The organism is Leifsonia sp. RAF41 (genome assembly GCF_052114085.1).
In the GTDB taxonomy this organism is placed as follows: domain Bacteria; phylum Actinomycetota; class Actinomycetes; order Actinomycetales; family Microbacteriaceae; genus Leifsonia.
Window position 1 is genome coordinate 3080167 of the sequence record NZ_JBFREB010000001.1, and the last position, 14117, is coordinate 3094283.

The 14117-nt window shown below is 68.8% G+C and carries 11 protein-coding genes; 5 read left to right on the top strand and 6 right to left on the bottom strand.

Annotated features, from left to right (window positions below; all coding sequences use genetic code 11):
• The first annotated feature begins 28 nt into the window (after nucleotides 1–28).
• The 3 genes from AB4Y74_RS14975 to AB4Y74_RS14985 all read left to right on the top strand — a co-directional run bounded on the left by AB4Y74_RS14975 (nucleotide 29) and on the right by AB4Y74_RS14985 (nucleotide 3316).
• A complete protein-coding gene (locus tag AB4Y74_RS14975) occupies nucleotides 29–1039 on the top strand; it encodes a LacI family DNA-binding transcriptional regulator (RefSeq protein ID WP_441799855.1) in 1011 nt (336 codons plus the stop codon).
• A 49-nt stretch (nucleotides 1040–1088) separates the two neighbouring features.
• Complete coding sequence (locus tag AB4Y74_RS14980; protein ID WP_441799856.1) at nucleotides 1089–2876, top strand: glycoside hydrolase family 2 protein; 1788 nt, start codon at nucleotides 1089–1091, stop codon at nucleotides 2874–2876.
• A gap of 125 nt (nucleotides 2877–3001) precedes the next feature.
• Nucleotides 3002–3316 (top strand): hypothetical protein, encoded by a 315-nt coding sequence (locus AB4Y74_RS14985; protein WP_441799857.1) that lies wholly within the window; start codon nucleotides 3002–3004, stop codon nucleotides 3314–3316.
• Nucleotides 3317–3401: 85 nt separating this feature from the next.
• Here the strand turns inward: AB4Y74_RS14985 and galU are convergent, their stop codons facing one another.
• Genes galU through AB4Y74_RS15005 form a run of 4 tightly spaced genes read right to left on the bottom strand, consistent with a single transcriptional unit; the run spans nucleotide 3402 to nucleotide 8907 of the window.
• Nucleotides 3402–4457 (bottom strand): UTP--glucose-1-phosphate uridylyltransferase GalU, encoded by a 1056-nt coding sequence (galU, locus tag AB4Y74_RS14990; protein ID WP_441799858.1) that lies wholly within the window; start codon nucleotides 4455–4457, stop codon nucleotides 3402–3404.
• Between the two features lie 23 nt (nucleotides 4458–4480).
• Nucleotides 4481–5881, bottom strand: coding sequence for a UDP-glucose dehydrogenase family protein (locus tag AB4Y74_RS14995; RefSeq protein ID WP_441799859.1), 1401 nt, complete (start codon nucleotides 5879–5881; stop codon nucleotides 4481–4483).
• 22 nt (nucleotides 5882–5903) lie between these two features.
• The gene (locus AB4Y74_RS15000) at nucleotides 5904–7382 is read right to left on the bottom strand and encodes a glycoside hydrolase family 26 protein (protein WP_441799860.1); all 1479 of its coding nucleotides are present in this window, start codon (nucleotides 7380–7382) and stop codon (nucleotides 5904–5906) included.
• Nucleotides 7375–8907, bottom strand: a complete 1533-nt coding sequence (locus AB4Y74_RS15005) for a glycosyltransferase family 2 protein (protein WP_441799861.1) — start codon at nucleotides 8905–8907, stop codon at nucleotides 7375–7377. Before AB4Y74_RS15005 ends, AB4Y74_RS15000 begins: the two co-directional genes overlap by 8 nt.
• Nucleotides 8908–9391: 484 nt before the next feature.
• On the opposite strand from AB4Y74_RS15005, the gene AB4Y74_RS15010 reads away from it, so the two are divergent.
• A complete protein-coding gene (locus tag AB4Y74_RS15010) occupies nucleotides 9392–9976 on the top strand; it encodes a nitroreductase family protein (protein ID WP_441800462.1) in 585 nt (194 codons plus the stop codon).
• 78 nt (nucleotides 9977–10054) lie between these two features.
• On the opposite strand, the gene AB4Y74_RS15015 is transcribed toward AB4Y74_RS15010, so the two are convergent.
• Together AB4Y74_RS15015 and AB4Y74_RS15020 are read right to left on the bottom strand one after the other, a co-directional pair.
• The gene (locus AB4Y74_RS15015) at nucleotides 10055–11119 is read right to left on the bottom strand and encodes a zinc-dependent alcohol dehydrogenase family protein (protein WP_441799862.1); all 1065 of its coding nucleotides are present in this window, start codon (nucleotides 11117–11119) and stop codon (nucleotides 10055–10057) included.
• Between the two features lie 363 nt (nucleotides 11120–11482).
• Nucleotides 11483–13636, bottom strand: a complete 2154-nt coding sequence (locus AB4Y74_RS15020; protein ID WP_441799863.1) for an ATP-dependent Clp protease ATP-binding subunit — start codon at nucleotides 13634–13636, stop codon at nucleotides 11483–11485.
• A 109-nt stretch (nucleotides 13637–13745) separates the two neighbouring features.
• Here AB4Y74_RS15020 and AB4Y74_RS15025 point away from each other — a divergent pair, with 109 nt between their 5' ends.
• The gene (locus tag AB4Y74_RS15025) at nucleotides 13746–14093 is read left to right on the top strand and encodes a hypothetical protein (protein WP_441799864.1); all 348 of its coding nucleotides are present in this window, start codon (nucleotides 13746–13748) and stop codon (nucleotides 14091–14093) included.
• Nucleotides 14094–14117: the final 24 nt, after the last annotated feature.

Consider the following 14117-nt stretch of genomic DNA (forward strand, 5'->3'; position numbering starts at 1 on the left):
ACCGCATGATGACGCGAGAGGATGCGCGATGGCGGTCAGACTTCAGGACGTGGCGGAGCACGCCGGCGTCTCCATGAAGACCGTCTCCAACGTCGTCCGCAACTACGCCCACGTCAGCCCGCAGATGCGCGAGAAGGTGCAGCGGGCCATCGACGAGCTCGGCTACCGGCCGAACATCATGGGCCGCCGCCTGGCGACCGGCCGCACGGGCCTCCTGGCCCTGGCCTTCGCCGACGTCACGCTGCCCTACTTCGCCGAGCTGGCCCGTGTCGTCGCCGACGAGGCCGAACGCCGCGGCTACCGGGTGCTCCTCGAGCAGACCGAGGGCACGATCGAGGGCGAGCGTGCGGTGATCAGTGCCGGCGAATCGGGCCTCGTGGACGGCATGATCTTCCAGCCGAGCGTCATGAACTCCGCCGAACTGGCGCAGACGCGCACGGACATCCCCCTGGTGGTCCTCGGCGAGAACGCGGCCCCGCTCACGGTCGACCGCATCATGATCGACAACGTCGAAGCCGCCCGCGTCGCGACCGAGCACCTGATCGCTCAGGGCCGTCGGCGCATCGCCTTCGCCGGTCACGAGAGCTCCCGGCCGACCCGCACCTCGAAGCTCCGCATGGCCGGGTACCAGCAAGCGCTGGAGGACGCAGGGATCTCCCCCGAGCCGCAGCTCCTCATCCCGAGCGTCGCCGTCTCGGCCGGAAACGCTGTGCGGGCGGTCGGCGCTGCGCTCGACGCGGGACTGCAGTTCGACGGACTGGTCTGTCGCGACGATCTGGCCGCGATCGGCGCCCTCCGCGCCCTGCAGGAGCGGGGCCTCCACGTGCCGGATGACGTCGCGGTGACGGGATGGGACAACACCCCGATGACGGCGGTCACCTACCCGTCGCTCACGTCGGTCGCGCCCGACATGCGGGGCCTGGCCTCCCGCGCGGTCGAGATGCTGCTGGAGCGGGTCGGCGGCTTCGACGGAATGGGTCGCCACGAATTGGCGCCGTTCTCGCTCGTCGTGAGGGAGAGCGCGCCCTCCGTCTCCTGACCACGGTTTCCGGCTTTACAGCGCTGCACAGATCGTGCATGCTAAAGGGATGCTCACCGAGGAACGCCGCGTCGAAGCGGCCACCGCGCAGGACGGCCGCTACCCGCGGCCCCAGCTCGTCCGGGCCGACTGGCTCGACCTGTCCGGACCGTGGACTTTCGCATTCGATGACGACGATCGCGGCCGACGGGAGCACTGGGAGTCCGCAGGGCCGCTGCCGGGCGTCATCCAGGTGCCGTTCCCGTTCGAGTCGGACGCGTCAGGCGTCGGCGACACCGGCTTCCATCCCGTCGTCTGGTACCAGCGCACCGTGCTGCATGACGACGTCCCATCCGGCGAGCGCATCCTGCTCAACTTCGGTGCCGTCGATCACGCCTCCGAGGTGTGGGTCGATGGCCGCTCGGCCGGTCGGCACGAGGGCGGCTCCACCCCCTTCTCGCTCGACATCACCGATCTGGTCGGCCAGGGCGACTTCTCGATCACCATCCGGGCCGACGACGACCCGGCCGATGTGGCCCAGCCGCGCGGCAAGCAGGACTGGCGCCACCACCCGCACTCCATCTGGTACCACCGCACCACCGGCATCTGGCAGCCCGTGTGGCTCGAGGCCGCCGCGGACGTCCGCATCGAGCAGCTGCACTGGGTCACCGACGTGCCGGCCGGCGAGGTCATCGCGCAGCTCCGTCTGAGCCGGCCCGCTCCGGCCGGGACGACCGTGCGCATCGAGGTCGCCCTCGGCGCCGAAACGCTGGCGACCGTCGAGACGAGCGCTGCGGGCCGCGAGCTCGTGGTGCCGTTCCGGATCCACCGTCAGACCAACGGGCAGGCCTACGAGGAGCTGCTGTGGTCGCCCGCGCATCCCACGCTCCTCGACGCCACCGTCCGCCTGCTGGTGCCGAACGCGCCGGCGGACATCGTGTCCTCCTACTTCGGGCTGCGGTCCGCGGCGGTGGGGGGCGGCCGGTTCCTGCTGAACGACCGTCCCTTCTACGTGCGCTCGGTACTCAACCAGGGCTACTGGCCGGAGTCGCACTCGGCCGCGCCGAACGCCGACGCTCTGCGCGCCGAGGCTCAGCTCATCCTCGACCTGGGCTTCAACGCCACCCGCCTGCACCAGAAGTACGAAGATCCCCGCTTCCTGTTCTGGGCCGACAAGCTCGGGCTGCTGGTCTGGGGCGAGGCGCCGGCCGCCTACGCCTTCACGCCGGAGGCGGTGCGCCGCAGCATCGCGGAGTGGTCCGCGATCCTCGACCGCGACCGGTCGCATCCCTCGATCGTCACGTGGGTGCCCCTCAATGAGAGCTGGGGCGTCCAGCACCTGGCCCACGACGAGCGGATGGTGTCGTACGCGAAGGCGCTGGTGCACCTCACGAAGACGGTCGACCCGACGCGACCGGTCATCTCGAACGACGGTTGGGAGCACGCCGCCTCCGACATCCTCTCCATCCACGACTACGACCACGATCCTGCCCGGGTGGCCGAGCGGTACGCGACGCGCGAGGGCATCCTCGGGGCCGAGTTCACGTTCCCCGGGCGACGCCTCATTGTGGATGCGGAGCAGCGCACGGATGCGCCCCTCATGCTGACCGAGTTCGGCGGCGTCTCGTACACCGAGAACGGGCCGGCCGACGCGTGGGGCTACTCCACGGCTACGAGTTCGGAAGACCTGGTGGACCGGCTGCGCGCGCTGGTCGACGCCGTTCGGAATTCGGCACCCCTGGCCGGTTACTGCTACACCCAGCTGGCCGACACCGGGCAGGAGACCAACGGGCTCGTCTTCGAGGACCGCCGACCCAAGGCGCCGATCGAGGAGCTGCGCGCGATCTTCGGCGCGTGACCGCTCGGCGCGTGACGGCTCAGCGTCCGAGGCTCGGCGTCTAGTGCTCCGCGCTGCGCGGAGAGACCCAGGCGTCGGGTTCGTGCATCTGTCGACGCGAGCGCAGGCGGCGTACCGTTCCCGCCATGACCGACACCCGAACCGACACCGCGGATGCGCCCCTCGACGGGCAGGTGGCGAGCCTGAGCACCAAGACCGTCGCCCACGTCATCCACTACCGCCGGAAGACCTACGTGACCCGCCCGGCAGAGGGATACGCGCTCCTGAAACGCGTCCGGACGCTCCTGCGCGACGGCACGACCGACCTGGTGCCGCTCGTCCACCGCGACGGCTTCGTCTGGCTGGCGGTTGGCCCCAGCATCCCGATCGCGATCGACCAGATCGAGACCGATGCGGGCCACAGCGAAGAGCACACCCTCAAGCGCCTCGGGCTGGACTGATGCCAAGCCGAAACCGCTGGTCCGGACATGCCGTTATATCTGAGCGATGACGGCATGTCCGGACCAGTAGTTCGGTGACGCGGGCTCAGGCTCCTGCGGTGCCCACCAGCTCCCGAGTGGTGGACTGGTCCTTCGGCGCCGCCGCGGCGGCCTCGGGAACAGGCTTCGCCGGCTTCGCCTTAGGCTTCGCCGCGGCCGGCGCGACCGACGGCATCGCAGGGAACGTCGGGATCGGCGCCGTCTCAGCGGGACCGGCGTTCGTGGCGAACTCCTTGAGCCACGGCAGCAGCTCGGGGCCGAGGTCCTCGCGTGCGACCGCCATCTGGACGATCGCCTTCAGGTAGTCCAGCCGGTCGCCCGTGTCGTAGCGGCGTCCACTGAAGATGACGCCGTGCACGCCTCCGGTCCACGCCGGTGCCGTCGCGAGGCCCTGGAGCGCATCGGTCAGCTGGATCTCGCCGCCCTTGCCCGGCTCCGTCTTCTCCAGGATGTCGAAGATCTCAGGCCGCAGCACGTAGCGTCCGATGACGGCGTAGTTCGACGGTGCGTTCTCGCGGCTCGGCTTCTCGACCAGTCCGGTGATCCGGACCACGTCGTCGTCGTCGGTCTCGACGACCGCGGCGGCCCCATAGAGGTGGATGGACTCCGGCGGCACCTCCATGAGTGCGACGACGGTGGTGTTCAGCGCGTGCTGCACCTCCAGCATCCGGCTGAGGAGCGGGTCGCGGGCGTCGATGATGTCGTCACCGAGCAGTACCGCGAACGGCTCATGACCGATGTGCATCTTGGCGCGGAGCACCGCGTGGCCGAGGCCCTTCGGGTCGCCCTGCCGCACGTAGTGCATGTCGGCGAGCGACGTGGAGTAGCTGACCGCGCGCAGGCGGTCGAGGTCGCCCTTCTTGGTGAGCGCATCCTCCAGCTCGGCGTTGCGGTCGAAGTGGTTCTCGAGCGCGTTCTTGTTGCGGCCGGTGATGAGCAGGACGTCCGTCAGCCCGGAGGTGACGGCCTCCTCGACGACGTACTGGATGGCCGGCTTGTCGACCACCGGGAGCATCTCCTTGGGCATCGCCTTGGTAGCGGGCAGGAACCGGGTGCCGAGTCCCGCCGCGGGGATCACGGCCTTCGTCACGTAACTGGTCATGGTTGTCTCCTGAGATCGGCGGGTCAGCGGACGGGGGCGAGCGAGGCGAGGTCGTCGGCGAGCGGAGCGACCTCGGGCACGGTGCCCATGGCGTAGACGCTCCAGCCGGCACGGTTCCAGGCCGAGGCGTCGAGGCAGTTGCGGCCGTCGATCACGGTTCGGTTCCGGACGATCTCGCTCAGGGCGGCGGGGTCGGCGGTGGTGAACTCGTCCCACTCGGTGAGCACGACCGTCAGGTCGGCGCCGGTCAGCGCCTCCTCCATCGAGTCCGCGTAGCCGAGGGTGGGGTAGAGCCGCTGGGCGGTGTCACGCGCCTGGGGGTCGTAGACGACCACCTGGGCGCCGCGCAGGTGCAGGGCGGCCGCGACGTTGAGAGCGGGCGAGTCGCGGACGTCGTCCGTGTGCGGCTTGAAGGCCGCGCCGAGCACACCGATCTTGCGGTTGAGCACCGAGCCGCCCAGCGCCTTCAGCGCCAGGTCGATGACCCGCTGGCGACGGCCCATGTTGATCTCGTCCACCTGCTGCAGCAGGCCGACCGCTGAGTGCGCGCCCAGCTCGTTGGAGCGGTACATGAGCGCACGGATGTCCTTCGGCAGGCAGCCACCGCCGAAGCCGAGGCCCGCGTTGAGGAACTGGCGCCCGATCCGCGCGTCGTGTCCGAGCGCGTCGGCGAGCAGGGAGACATCCGCCCCTGCCGCGTCGCACACTTCGGCGATCGCGTTGATGAACGAGATCTTGGTGGCGAGGAACGCGTTGGCGCTCACCTTCACCAGCTCGGCCGTCGGCAGGTCGGCGACGAGCACCGGGCATCCCTCCGCGATCGGCTTCTCGTAGATGCGGCGGAGGGTGGCCTCCGCCTTCGCGGACGTCCCGCCGAAGACGAGGCGGTCGGGCGAGAGGGTGTCGTCGACCGCTTTGCCCTCGCGCAGGAACTCGGGGTTCCAGACGAGCTCGACATCGATCCCCTCGGGCACGGCATCCGCGATGATCGCGCGGAGCCGGGCTCCGGTGCCGACCGGGACGGTCGACTTGCCGACGATCAGGCCGTCGTGCGTGAGGTTCTCGGCAACGCCCCGCGCCGCCGCCTCCACATAAGAGAGGTTCGCGGCGAACGAGCCGGACTGCTGCGGCGTGCCGACGCAGATGAAGTGGACGTCCGAGACGGCGACGGCCTCCGCGAGGTCGGTGGTGAACGTCAGCCGGCCGGCGGCGACGTTCCGGCGGATGAGCTCGGGGAGTCCGGGCTCGAAGAAGGGAGCGCGTCCCTCCTTCAACTCCTCCACCTTGCGCGGGTCGGTGTCGACGCCGACGACGTCGAAGCCGAGCTCAGCCATGGCGGCAGCGTGCGTGGCGCCGAGGTAGCCGGTGCCGATGACGCTGATGCGCGGGGCGGGCTGGTCCTTGATCTTCTTCGGAGCGGTCATGGTGATCGTCCTTTCTCTGGGCTTACGGAGCGGGTGTGAGGGCGAAGTCGTCCTCGGGTCTGGTGAGGCCGGTGATGAAGGCCGAGAGCGAGTCAGCGCGTGAGTCGATGCGCCAGTCGTTGGTGGCGCGGACCCCCTCGACGTAGCTGGTCACGGCGAGGTTGAACCAGGAGAACCCGATGATGTCGTCGTTCTCCGGTTTGGCGAGGGCCTGGAAGAAGGAGGTGATCCAGGCCGGTTTGTGGCCGTCGGTCTCCGAGGCCCCGACTTCGGCCAGCACGATCGGTTTCTTCGTGATCGAGCGGAGCTCGTCAAGGCTGGCCTTGAACGTGTAGTCGAAGCTGAAGTCGTTGTCGGCCTTGTACGGCGGCCGCAGGTATCCCGAGAGCCCGACCCAGTCGACGTAGCCGTCTCCGGGGTAGAGCGATTCGAGGTACCCAGGAGCCCTGTGCGACGCCGGCAGGTTGTTGACGATGTTGGGCGCCCAGACCCAGACGACGAGGCTGTTCGCACCCTCCTGCTGGAAGATGTCGTGGACATGGCGCCACATCTTCACGTAGTCGCCCGCACTGTTGCCGTTGATCGACTTGCCCTGGCCGTCGGTCTCCGCCCACGGGTACCAGATGCCGTTCATCTCATGGTCGAGCCGGATCCCCAGGGGGAGCCCGGTGGCGACGATGTCCTTGGCGTACTGGTGCAGGTAGGCGTCGAAGTCTCCGCGGATGATGTTCGGCAGCGAGTAGGCCGGTGCGTTGATCGCGTCGTTGCCCGCATCGATGGGGCGCGACTCCCACGTCATCAGCGGCAGCCGGCCCTGCTGCCAGGAGCGGGTGACGGCGTTGGCCCGGAACGTCTCATCCCAGCCGCTGAAGTAGCCGACCATGTTGGGCGAGACGCCCACCTTCGCGCTGGTGGCGTCGAAGGTCGCCCAGTTGAAGGGCGCCTGCTCGGTGTACATGCCGTAGTAGCGGTTGGCGGGGTTCACCACCTCCGCGCGGGACGGCGCGGTGATCGGAGCGGAAGGCGAGCCACCCGAACCGGAGCCGGAGCCGCCCTTCGTTCCCGTCCCGGCCGCTGTGGCCGAGCCGGAACCGGACTTGGCCTGCGCCGCGGAGAGCTGCGCCTGCACGCTCGAGAGCTTGCCCTCGGCGGCCGCGACCTTCTGCTGGGCGGTCGCCAGTTGCTTGGCGGCGGCCGCTTGTGCGGCGAGCGACGCCTTCTGCAAGGCGGTGAGCTTCCCCTTCTGGGATGCGATGGTGTCGGTCGCGCGGTCGAGGTTGCGCTTCAGTTCTGCGTTCTGGGCCGCGTACGGGGTCACGACCTCGGCGGCCTGGTCGACCGCCTTGCGGAGCGGCGCCCCCGTGGGCGACACCCAGACGTAGGCCGAGATGCCCACCAGGACGGCGGTGAGGACGATGGCCGCCGCGGCGGTCGCCTGCGAACGGGATTTGGACTCGGACCACCAAGCGGCGGTTCGGGAGGGGGCGGTCTGGTCAGACAAGGAAGAGGGCCTCCAGGGTCAGGATCGCGATGCCGATCAGATAGGGGATGGCGGCCAGCGCGTTGAGCCGGCGCCTCGGGGTCTTCTTGGGGGAAACGGCCGGTGCCTTGACGGCGGCCTTCGCTTCGGCTCTCGTGGCGACCTGCGTGCGAGTGGCGAGAGCCGTCGCGGTGGTCATGCCGCCGACGGCATCAGGCAATGCGGGCGTCGGTGAACTCGCTTCTGCCGCGCCGGCCGTGTGCTGGAGGATCTCCTCGTCGGAGCTGGTCTCCGCGGGGCCGCCGGCATAGGCGCCGGCGCGAGTGCCCCATCCGCTGGCGTGCGCCATCCGGAAGAACCCCATCAGCCGGATGGGCATCAGGAAGAACGTCGACACGATGATGAAGATCGGGAGCCGGAAGAAGTCGCTCGGCTTCTCGCCGAGGTGCCGGATCTGCCGGATCGACATGCTGATCACCGACGACGCGACCATCAGGGCGGCGACGGTGAGGATGCCGCCCTCGATCCCGTAGGACTTCAGGAAGCCCTCGTAGAAGTTGTAGCCGCCGCCGGTGATGGACCGGTAGATCCAGCCGCCGATGACTCCCGCGAGCATGAACGGAAGCAGGATGTCCATCACGAAGAAGAACGCCAGCAGCGGCGCGTGGCCGAGCATCCACGGGAGCATGCGCAGGGTGTTGTACTGGCTGCCGCGGGCCCAGCGGAGCTGCTGCTTGTAGAGCTTCTTGACCTTCAGCGGGGCGTCCGTGTAGACGAGGCTGGTGTGCTGGTAGACGGTCCGGTAACCCTCTTTCAGGGTGAGGTTCGTCAGCGTCCGGTCGTCGGAGACCTCGAGGAAGACGCCGAGGAACTTCTCGTTCATGAACTTGTCCATGACCCGCATCAGGATCGAGCGGCGGAAGGCGATCGTGCGGCCGGGAAGGCAGCCGATCTGGCCGACGACGCTCTGCGCGGGCATCGAGTAGAGGGCCCGGGAGTTCTCCAGCCAGTCCGCCCAGCGGGTGATCCAGCTGCGGGTCGGCTCCAGGATGCGCTGCTTGGTGGTGACGCCGCCCACCCGGTCGTCCGCGAACGGCTTCACGAGCTCGGGCAGCGTGCCGTCGGTCCAGATGGTGTCGGAGTCGACCAGCACGGTGATCTCGCCCGTCGACATCTTGGTGCCGATCATGACGGCGTTGCGCTTGCCCGGGATGGGCGTGTGCACCCAGCGGACGAGCGGCGCGAACTCCTCGCACACCTCGGCGAGCTCCGGGTTGGGGGCGCCGTTGATGACGACGATGATCTCCCCCGGCTTCTGCTCGACCATGCGGCCGAGCACGTCGCGGAAGAGGTCGAGGGGCTCGTCGACGACCGGGACGACGACGCTGGTCGTGCCGTGGAACTCGCCGGTGTAGGCACGGTAACGGCGCGACATCAGCACCTTGACGATCCAGATGACCCAGATCAGGGCGGAGTAGATGGCGAAGAGATAGAACTCGGGGTGTCCGCCGAGCATGTGGCGGAGCTGTAACAGGAAGATGAACACGGACGTGACCTCTCACAGGGATGGTGGGGGCGGCATCCGCAGCGCTGGGGATCTGGTCGGGTTCGGGTGTTGACAGTTCTACGTGAGGGTGGTGACGGCCCGCAAGTGGGGGTCGACTGAAGGGTCGCGGCGTGTCGGAGCGTCCCCCGTTTCGGGGTGTCCTCGGACACGCGGACACCGAGAGCACGCGCGCGCGAAGCAACCTCAAACGAATGGAATGCCTGATCGCCGAGAAGAACGCTCTGTCTACGACCGCCGTTGGAGGCACCATCCAACGCGCCCGGAATGCATGGATTCTGTACCCCGGTTGCACCGCTCGCCGAACCTCGGCGAATGTTACGAACTTTTACAACCACGACACATTGCGTTCACACAGCGGGCGCGGGAATAGCCCGCTTCTCGATGCGTTTACATGGTTATAGCTCGGCAATGGAGCCGCCGCAATAAACCGCCAATACGCATTGCCGAGGAGACCCTTGTGACCATCGCCGACTACGCCTCACGCGCCGCCGACACCTCCGTGCCGCTGCTCCCTGCGCTCGCCGAGCGCTGGAGCCCCCGCGCCTTCGACGCGGCCACTCCCATCGACGAGGACAAGCTGCGCGCCGCGCTGGAGGCCGCCCGCTGGTCGCCCTCGGCAGCCAACACGCAGCCCTGGCGGTTCATCGTCGCTCGCCGCGGCAGCGCGGCCTTCGACACCATCGTCACCAACCTGCAGGGGTTCAATCAGGTGTGGGCGGGCTCCGCGGGCGCACTCGTCGTCGCCGTCGCCGAGACTGTCGACGCGGAGGGCAATGAGCGCCGCTGGGCCACGTACGACCTCGGCCAGGCGGTCGCCCACTTGACGATCCAGGCGCACCACGACGGGCTGCACGCGCACCAGATGGGCGGCTTCGACCCCGAGGGCCTGCGAGAGGCGTTCGAACTCGACGAGGGATTCGTCCCCGTGTCGGTCACCGCGCTGGGCACCCTCGGCGACGCGGCAGCGCTGCCGGAGCCGCTCCGCGAGCGCGAGGCGGCACCGCGCACGCGCCGCCCGCTGGAGGACCTCGTCGTCGTCAACGACTGACGGCACCGGCCGGCGTACACACAGAGGCGCCCGCGGGGATGTGTTCACATCTCCCCGCGGGCGCCTTCTTCGTTGGCCCTAGGGGCGCACCAGCGTCTTGATCGCGCGCCGCTCATCCATCGCGGCGTAAGCCTCGCCGATCTCGTCGAGCGGCACTTCCAGATCGAACACCTTGCCCGGGTTGATCGCGCCGGACCATACATCCTGCAACAGATCCTCGACGTAGTTGCGCACGGGAGCGACGCCGCCGTTGACGCCGATGTTGCTCTGGAACAGCGGTCGGACGGGGAGCTCCGGGCCGCCGTTCGGGACGCCGACGTAGCCGACCATCCCACCCGGGCGCGCCGAGCGAATCGCTTGATCCATCGACTCCTTGGTGCCGACGGCCTCCAGCACGCAGTCGGCGCCGATCCCGTCGAGCAGCTCCTTCACCGCGGCGACTCCCGCGTCGCCGCGCTCCGCGACGATGTCGGTCGCGCCGAACTCGCGGGCGAGCGCCTGGCGGGTCTCGTGGCGCGACATGGCGATGATCCGGGAGGCGCCCAGCCGCGCCGAGGCGAGCACCGCACACAGCCCGACCGCGCCGTCTCCCACGACGACGACCGTGCTGCCCTGCGTCACGCCCGCTGAGACAGCCGCGTGGTGGCCCGTGCCCATCACATCCGACAGCGTCAGCAGGCTCGGGATGAGTTCGGCGCGCGGATACTCGGGGGTCGCGACGAGGGAGCCGTCCGCGTGCGGCACGCGCACCCGCTCGCCCTGGCCGCCGTCGGCGAAACCGCCGATGCGGTCGTCCGCACCCCACCAGCCGCCGTGCAGGCAGGACGTGCTCACGCCGTTGCGGCAGTTGACGCAGGTCATGTCGCAGTCGTAGAAGGGCGCGATCACGAAGTCGCCGGGCTTGATGGTGCGCACCTCGGCACCGACCTCTTCGACCACGCCGACGAATTCGTGACCGATCCGGCGCGGCTCGTTGGTCGGCGTCACGCCGCGGTACGGCCACAGGTCGCTGCCGCAGACGCACGCGGCGACCACGCGCACGATGGCGTCGAGGCCGTTGGCGCCTTCACCGGTGTAGAGGGAGGGATCGGGGACTTCTTCGAGGCGCACATCGCGCTCTCCGTGAATGACTGCAGCACGCATGATCCGAGCCTACGCGCAGGGCGTGCCGGTCTGCGCCGGGTGGCGGGCCGGTGGCAAGGGCGGGCAGGCGCGTGCCCGGTCCCGGCCGTGCCGAAAAGCGAGGAGATTGCGGGGCGGCGGCCCCCGCCTTCCTCCGTTCGCCGCGATATTCGGCCGCTCACTGCATCCACTCCTCCGTTTCCGTCGAGGGCGGGGTTGACGGGGAGACAGAGCGGACCCTGCGGGAAACGGAGGAGAAACGTGGCGCAAAGGGGCCGAACGCGCGAAACGGAGGAGACAGCCGCGATAGAGGAGCGGAACACCTCCGTTTCGACGCAGTGCGGGGCGGCGGCGCCCGATCACCGGATGCCGCCGCCCGCGGCGTTACTCGTGCACCGCGTCGACCGTCAGATGATCGGCCTCGCGGTCGAGGTCGACGCGCACGAGGTCGCCGTCGCGCACGTCACCGGCCAGCAGCGCGGTCGCGAGACGGTCCTCGATCTCGCGCTGCATCAGCCGCCGCAGCGGTCGCGCGCCGTAGATCGGGTCGTACCCGCGCTCCGCGAGCCAGGCCCGCGCATCCGGAGTGACGGCCAACTCCAGCCGCCGCTCCGACAGCCGCGCCATCAGCCGATCGAGACCCAGCTCGACGATCTCGCCCAGCTCCTCCTTGGTCAGCGTCGAGAACACGACGATGTCATCCAGGCGGTTCACGAACTCCGGCTTGAAGGCTTCGCGCACCATCTGCAATACCGCCTCCTCACGCTCCGTCTCGTTCAGTGTCGGGTCAACGAGGTACTGGCTGCCGAGGTTGGAGGTGAGCACCAGGATGGTGTTGCGGAAGTCGACCGTACGGCCCTGGCCGTCGGTCAGCCGACCGTCGTCGAGTACCTGCAGCAGCACGTCGAACACCTCGGGGTGCGCCTTCTCGACCTCGTCGAGCAGGATCACCGAGTACGGACGCCGGCGCACGGCCTCGGTCAGCTGGCCGCCCTGCTCGTAACCCACGTAGCCGGGAGGGGCGCCGACCAGGCGCGAGACGGAGAACTTCTCCCCGTACTCACTCATGTCGATGCGGACCATCGCCTTCTCGTCGTCGAAGAGGAAGCCGGCGAGCGCCTTCGCGAGCTCTGTCTTACCGACACCCGTCGGCCCGAGGAAGAGGAACGATCCGGTCGGGCGTCCGGGGTCGGAGATACCGGCTCGGCTGCGGCGCACCGCATCCGCTACCGCCTGCACAGCCTTCTTCTGTCCGATGATCCGCCGGCCCAGCTCGTGCTCGAGGTGCAGCAGCTTCTCGGTCTCACCCTGGGTGAGGCGGTCGACGGGGATGCCCGTCCACGCGGCCACGACGGCGGCGATGTCGTCAGCCGTCACCTGCTCGTTGACCATGCGCGGGACGTCGTGCTCGGCCTGCTCGGCCTCCGCCAGCTCCCGCTCGATGCCCGGGATGGTCTCGTACTCGATGCGGGATGCCTCCTGGTAGCGGCCGTCGCGCAACGCGAGGTCGCGCTTCGTCTTGGCCTCCTCCAGCTGTGACCGCAGCTCGCCGACGCGGTTGAGCGACGCCTTCTCGGCGCGCCACCGGGCCTGCAACTCCTCCAGCTCGGACTCCTGCTCCCGGAGCCGCTCGCGCAGCTGCTCCAGGCGCTCCTTGCTGGCGTCGTCCTTCTCCTTCTTGAGGGCGAACTCCTCCAGCTTCATCCGCTCGACCTGGCGCTGCAGCGTGTCGATCTCGACGGGCGCCGAGTCGATCTCCATCTTGAGCCGGGAGGCGGCCTCATCGATGAGGTCGATGGCCTTGTCCGGCAGCTGGCGCGCAGTGATGTACCGGTTCGAGAGGGAGGCGGCGGCGACGAGCGCCGAGTCCTCGATGGTCACGCCGTGATGGGCCTCGTAGCGGCCCTTCAGTCCGCGGAGGATCGCGACCGTGTCTTCCACCGACGGCTCGCCCACGTACACCTGCTGGAAGCGGCGCTCGAGGGCCGCATCCTTCTCGATGAACTCGCGGTACTCGTTGAGCGTCGTCGCGCCGATCAGCCGCAACTCGCCTCGGGCGAGCATCGGCTTCAACATGTTGGACGCGGCCACGGACCCTTCGCCGCCACCAGCGCCCATCAGGATGTGGAGCTCGTCCACGAAGGTGATGATCTGCCCGTCGGCGTCGTTGATCTCCTTGAGGACGGCCTTCAGCCGCTCCTCGAACTGCCCGCGGTACATGGCGCCCGCGACCAGCGCTGACAGGTCGAGGGCGACCAGTTGCTTCCCCTTGAGCGAGTCGGCCACGTCCCCCGCGACGATGCGCTGGGCGAGGCCTTCGACGACCGCCGTCTTTCCGACGCCGGGCTCGCCGATGAGCACGGGGTTGTTCTTGGTGCGGCGCGTCAGCACCTGGCTGATGCGCCGGATCTCGGCGTCGCGCCCGATCACGGGGTCGAGCTTGCCGCTCTTGGCGATCTCCGTGAGGTTGACGCCGTACTGTTCGAGGGCGCTCTTCGCGTCCTCCTGCGTGGAGGGTGCTCCCTGCATGTTCGCCATGTGGTTCCTTCCCATTTCGTCGTGGGCAAACTTGAGTCTACTAAGCTCAACTTTGTTGGGCGAGAGGCAATTCCCGATTCAGGGGCGAAAAATCTGTAGCCTGTCGCTCATGGTGGATCCGGCCGACCTTCGCGTTGTGCTGCTGGACAGCGCGACGGCGGCGACGCTGGCGCAGGTGCTGCCGCTGCTCTTGCTCACTCTCATGGTCGAACTCCGGCGGGTGGAGATCCACCGGCGCGGCAACATCATCGCCACGCGGGTGCTCCTCGGTGTCTTCTTCATCGCGTTCGGCGTCATGGAGACGGTCTTCGTGCTCTCGATCGACGGCGAGCTCATCCCGTTCAGCTGGAGCGATCTGCTGTGCGGATTGGCGATCTTCGCGCTTCTGGCGCTGTTGTTCTTCTTGTCCCTGCTCGAATCGCCGTCGAGCCACCGGCGCGAGGACGAAGACCTGTAACAGGCACTGGTAGCACCACTACCG

Coding starts and splice junctions, on each gene's coding strand:
- AB4Y74_RS14975 (WP_441799855.1), top strand. CDS start 29: ATGGCGGTCAGACTTCAGGACGTGGCGGAGCACGCCGGCGTCTCCATG.
- AB4Y74_RS14980 (WP_441799856.1), top strand. CDS start 1,089: ATGCTCACCGAGGAACGCCGCGTCGAAGCGGCCACCGCGCAGGACGGC.
- AB4Y74_RS14985 (WP_441799857.1), top strand. CDS start 3,002: ATGACCGACACCCGAACCGACACCGCGGATGCGCCCCTCGACGGGCAG.
- galU (WP_441799858.1), bottom strand. CDS start 4,457: ATGACCAGTTACGTGACGAAGGCCGTGATCCCCGCGGCGGGACTCGGC.
- AB4Y74_RS14995 (WP_441799859.1), bottom strand. CDS start 5,881: ATGACCGCTCCGAAGAAGATCAAGGACCAGCCCGCCCCGCGCATCAGC.
- AB4Y74_RS15015 (WP_441799862.1), bottom strand. CDS start 11,119: ATGCGTGCTGCAGTCATTCACGGAGAGCGCGATGTGCGCCTCGAAGAA.
- AB4Y74_RS15020 (WP_441799863.1), bottom strand. CDS start 13,636: ATGGCGAACATGCAGGGAGCACCCTCCACGCAGGAGGACGCGAAGAGC.
- AB4Y74_RS15025 (WP_441799864.1), top strand. CDS start 13,746: ATGGTGGATCCGGCCGACCTTCGCGTTGTGCTGCTGGACAGCGCGACG.